Source organism: Candidatus Thermoplasmatota archaeon (assembly GCA_022848865.1).
In the GTDB taxonomy this organism is placed as follows: Archaea; Thermoplasmatota; Thermoplasmata; order RBG-16-68-12; family JAGMCJ01; genus JAGMCJ01.
Map to the genome: position 1 here is coordinate 1 of JAJISE010000074.1, position 4,578 is coordinate 4,578.

The 4,578-nt window shown below is 55.7% G+C and carries 5 protein-coding genes; 3 read left to right on the forward strand and 2 right to left on the reverse strand.

The annotated features are described in order from the left end of the window. Both LN415_09460 and LN415_09465 read right to left on the reverse strand, forming a co-directional pair. A partial coding sequence (locus LN415_09460; protein MCJ2557311.1) for a DUF2070 family protein occupies positions 1–1,069 on the reverse strand: 1,069 nt, incomplete at its 3' end. Beyond that, complete coding sequence (locus LN415_09465; protein ID MCJ2557312.1) at positions 1,066–1,809, reverse strand: geranylgeranylglyceryl/heptaprenylglyceryl phosphate synthase; 744 nt, start codon at positions 1,807–1,809, stop codon at positions 1,066–1,068. The genes LN415_09465 and LN415_09460, both read right to left, overlap by 4 nt. Positions 1,810–2,074: 265 nt before the next feature. Here LN415_09465 and LN415_09470 point away from each other — a divergent pair, with 265 nt between their 5' ends. The 3 genes from LN415_09470 to LN415_09480 all read left to right on the forward strand — a co-directional run. Beyond that, complete coding sequence (locus tag LN415_09470; GenBank protein ID MCJ2557313.1) at positions 2,075–3,361, forward strand: hypothetical protein; 1,287 nt, start codon at positions 2,075–2,077, stop codon at positions 3,359–3,361. A 78-nt stretch (positions 3,362–3,439) separates the two neighbouring features. Further along, on the forward strand, positions 3,440–3,937 hold the full coding sequence (locus LN415_09475; protein MCJ2557314.1) for a 30S ribosomal protein S13: 498 nt from the start codon (positions 3,440–3,442) through the stop codon (positions 3,935–3,937). 7 nt (positions 3,938–3,944) lie between these two features. Continuing rightward, positions 3,945–4,578, forward strand: a 634-nt coding sequence (locus tag LN415_09480; protein MCJ2557315.1) for a 30S ribosomal protein S4, incomplete at its 3' end; no start/stop codon positions are given.

A 4,578-nucleotide genomic window follows, 5' to 3' on the forward strand; every position in this document is an offset into this window, starting at 1 on the left:
TCACGATCGAATCGCCGAACATCTGTGCGGACGTATGTGCCAACCCCTTCCTGCTCCTCACGAAGAGGCTACCCTCATCGGAGTACTCCACATCCTTGAGCAGATGCCTGACTTCCGCTGCGATTTTCCTGCATTCCTGACTTGTTGGCGGGTTGAAGTCATGAGTCGATGGACCATGCGGCACGAGGAGGTTGGGAGACAGGTCCCCAAGGTCTTCCAGGAGCTTCGCGGGGAGATCACTTCCCCCCAGTTTCGCGAAAGGGCCAGGATGGATGTACGGTACGACCACAAGGGCCTTGACGCCCCTTTCCGTTCTGAAGGCGACGATGCCGACCCACGCGGCGATCGGGATGGAGAATGACTGGAAGAAGCCCTCGATCTCCTTCGCCCGCCTGTCTCCTCCTTCCGTCATGTAGTCAAGGAAGAAAGAGACCATCTTGATCCCATTGATTCCGAAGCTGTGCTTGAAGGGCAGATTGGCGCTTGTGATGAGGAGCGAAGCCGCCGAGGCGAATATCAGGAAGAACAACACGGACAACGCGAAGTTCAAGGGGTTCAGACCGTAGAGGTTCCATATGGCGATGTACCCGAACAGCGGCTGAGTGGATGCCACAAGAAGCGATTTCGTCATGCTGGGTTGGGATGTCGCGTAGAGCGTGATCAGCCTTATCCACAATGTGGATGACGTCACGAGAATGAGCGCGGGAACGACCAGGCCCCCGTCTCCCGTGAAGTGGACGATCAGTCTCCAGACGACAAGAACCGCTGTTGCCAATGCCAGTGACACGAGCACCAAAAGGAAGGAGCGTCTCAGATAGTGTCTCCCCCCCAGGACTCGCGCCAAGGGTGCGGAGAGGACAGCTGCCAGAAGGGCGGGAGCAAGGAAGATGTATACGCCTTCGCGAACTGCCTCCCAATTCATTCCGGCATGAAGGAGGCCCATAACGAGGGACAGGAGTATTATGGGTCCAAGCAGGACCTCGGGCCTTGGAGCGGTGAACATCCTCTTCGCCAGTTTCGCCGTTTCCTGCTGGATCTCTTGGGGACTGGCGAACTTCAGGCTTTTCATCGATTCCCTCTCTTGATAGCGTCCAGTATTTCCTTCAGGCTCGCCAGGTCCCGGGTCCGCTCGACGGCCGTTCCTGTCACCAGTACGTCAGCACCCGCCTCCACCAGATCTCGGGCGCTTCTTTCGTCCCTTATGCCTCCACCAACGACCAGCGGTATTGAGATTTCCTCTCCGACGGCTCTTACGATCTCCAACGGCACAGGTGCGGGGGCACCCGAACCCGCCTCCAAATAGAAGAGGTCCATCCCGAAGAACTCAGCCGCCAGAGCGTAATTGACAGCCAGTTCCGGGTTATCGCGAGGTAGGGGATCTGCCCGCCCGACCTCACCGACCTTCATGCCAGGCTCGACGATTACGTAACCCATCGAGATCGTCTCGAGCCCGAGGTCCTTGATAGTCTTCGAAGCCTGGACTTGTTCCCCAACAAGCAGTCTGGTGGTTCTGGAGTTGAGCATGCTCATGAAATAGATGGCATCCGCATGCCTGCTGATAGTGTCCGCGCCAGCTGGGAACAGTATGACGGGAATCTCGACGACGCTCTTGATGCCTTTCACCGTGGTGTCAAGATTCTCCTGCGTGACTCCAGTTGACCCGCCGACCATGATGGCATCCGTGCCCATGTCTTCCATCGTGCTTGCCACATCGCTTGCCACGTCCCCCGGCTGTTTCTCTGGGTCTATGAGGGTCATATGCAGTTTTCCTTCCTGCAATCTCTCTTCTAGGTGTTGAAGCACTCTCAAAGGACGCCTCCTTCCCCTTCATTACGCTGGGTCAAAGCGAGGGTTTGCTGAGTAGGTGTGCCCATATATAAAGGTTATATCCTGAGGCCACCCTGGATGAGGCAATCACACGCGTCTCCGTGGAGCCACGTTAGGACAGTTTAAATACTCCCAGACCAATTAATTACAAACACACAGTGGATGGGCAGAGAGGGTTCGCCAACAGTCGATTAGTTCTTGGCATTTGCTCACGCCCAATCCGAGAAGAGCGGAAGCGGATGAGGGGATGAAGGTCTTCGGCAGAAAGAAGGAGAGAGAGGCGATCCGGAGAGAGCTCCAGCTTGCGAAGACATCGATTCTGGAGATGAAGGGATCCGGGGCCGACATCGCATCAGCTGCGAAGATTCTGAAGATGGCGATTACCGATTTCAAGGAAGGTCGATTTGAGGAGGCTAGGACAGGGATCGTCAAGGCGAGGAAACATGGTTCGATGCTTGCCAAGAAGTACAAAGGAGCCAGGCAGATCATCGGCAAGCTCTTCTCTCGGATAGAGAAGATGAAGGAACACGGGATGGGCACCTACGAGTTCGAAGCTCTTCTGGCCAAGGCCAAGAAGCGAATGGAGGAGACCATTGATGAGAGGGGCCTGGCAATACCCAACTACGGCGGAGCTCAGAAGATCGCCTCGAAAGCCTACAAGATCGCTCTGAAGAAGATGAGGGAGCACGAGACAGCCTCAAATGCGATCTTCGTAGCCAACATGATTCTGGAGGACACCCTGAAGTCCATGGTCTACGTGGATCAGGACACGCTCAAGAAGAAGGTCTTCGCGGAAGTCACTGGACTTCTCACGCAGGCGGACGACAGCATCAGGAGGGGGGAGCTGACGGAGGCGTATGATGTCTCCGTTGAGGCCGAAAGACGCGTGGAAACACTGAAGAAGAGCTACATAGAGGCCGTGGAGGCGTACAAGTCGGCTGAGAAGGCGCTCATGGAGGGAAAGGATGTAGGAATCCGGTCGTCCGACCTTTCCAAGCTTCACGAGGTTGCTGGGCAGGCCCTCGCTGACGGGAACTTCGAGTCCGCGAGACTGAAGTCAATCGAGGTCTCGGGAGAGGTGAGGACCCTCGACGACCGGAAGGGAAGGGCCAAGGAGACGATCGAGAAGGCCGAGAACGCAGTCGAGGCAGCCAAGAACACAGGCTTCGATGTCTCAGGATCCCAAGACCTATTGGAAGATGCTAGGTGGGCCTTCGAAAGAGGGATTTTCCAGAGGGCCATCAACTGCGGAGAAGATGCCCTCAAGAAGGCGACGAAGATTAGTTCAATCCATCTCAAGGTCAGTCAGAACCTGGTGAAGACCAAGCAAAGGTTGAACGTGATGAGAGAGCTCGGGATCGAGATATCAAACGAGCTCGACGAGGTCGTAGAAAAGGCAGAGAAGGATCTTCTTCTGGGGGACTACGTGAACTCCAGTGAGGAACTCATGATAGCGAGGGTCCTGATAGGAACCATCGAAAGGAAGCACCATGACATCCTCCCCGAGATCGAGAGGCATCTGGAAACCGCCTGAAATCCGTCTTCTGTGTACGCCAACTCTTAAATAATAGCTCTTTCTTAAGTACGCATACTCGCAGCCAGAGGGTGACTGATGGTAACTGATAGTGACAAAGAGGATAGCGAATTCAAGTACATCGTTCGAATCATGAACACCGATCTCCCAGGAGAGAAGCCCGTGGTCGTGGCTCTTCCGGGGGTCAAGGGAGTGGGGGTCAGAACGGCGGAGATACTCGTGGATCAATTGAAGCTGGACAGGAGGGCTCGGATCGGTGATTTGCCCGATGACAAGATTGAGGAGATCGAGAAGATACTGAAGGAATTGCCCGATGTAGTTCCTCCCTGGCTCCTGAACAGAAGGAAGGATCTTGAGACTGGAGAGGATCACCACATAATCGGACCAGAACTCGGCATCAGTCTGAGGGACGACATCAATATGATGAGGAAGATCCGCTGTTACAGGGGAATCCGGCATGAGACGGGTCAGAAAGTCAGGGGGCAGAGGACCCGCTCCAACGGCAGGTCAGGTCTCACGGTCGGCGTGATGAAGAAAGCGGCGAGACTGGCCATGCGCCAGAAGAAGAAGGAGTGAGCCCTGAATGGGAGACCCGAAGTTTCCGAGAAGAAAATATGATTCACCCTCCCATCCGTGGCAGGGCGAGAGGATCAAGTTCGAGCGCGAGCTCGTCAAGAAGTACGGCCTCAAGAACAAGAAAGAGCTTTGGAGGGCGCAGACCCTTATCCGCAGGTTCAGGCAGCGTTCTAGGGTCCTCCAGGCACAGAGCAGATATGGGGACGAACAGGCCGAGAAGGAGACGGAGGAGCTCCTCGCAAAACTCGGTCGACAAGGGTTGCTCCCTCAGGAAGGGGCCACTCTGGACGATGTTCTTGCTCTCGACCTCGAGGCGATCCTTTCCAGGAGGCTTCAGACGATGGCCTACGTGAAAGGGCTTGGCCACACTCCCAACCATGCTAGACAGCTCATTGTCCACGGACATATCGCAGTCGATGGCAGGAAGGTCACAATCCCGGGGTACACGGTGAAGAGGATTGAGGAAGGCAAGATACGCTACCACGAGTTCTCGCCCTTGGTCCACGACATGCATCCCGCCCGACCTGATGTCGATATGGAGGCGCCCGCGGAGCCCGAGGATAAGCCAAAAGAAACGACTGAGGAAGCGCCAGCTGTAGCCAAGGAGCCCAAGAAGGAGCCGGAACAGGCCGAGAAGCCCG

Coding starts and splice junctions, on each gene's coding strand:
- LN415_09470 (MCJ2557313.1), top strand. CDS start 2,075: ATGAAGGTCTTCGGCAGAAAGAAGGAGAGAGAGGCGATCCGGAGAGAG.
- LN415_09475 (MCJ2557314.1), top strand. CDS start 3,440: ATGGTAACTGATAGTGACAAAGAGGATAGCGAATTCAAGTACATCGTT.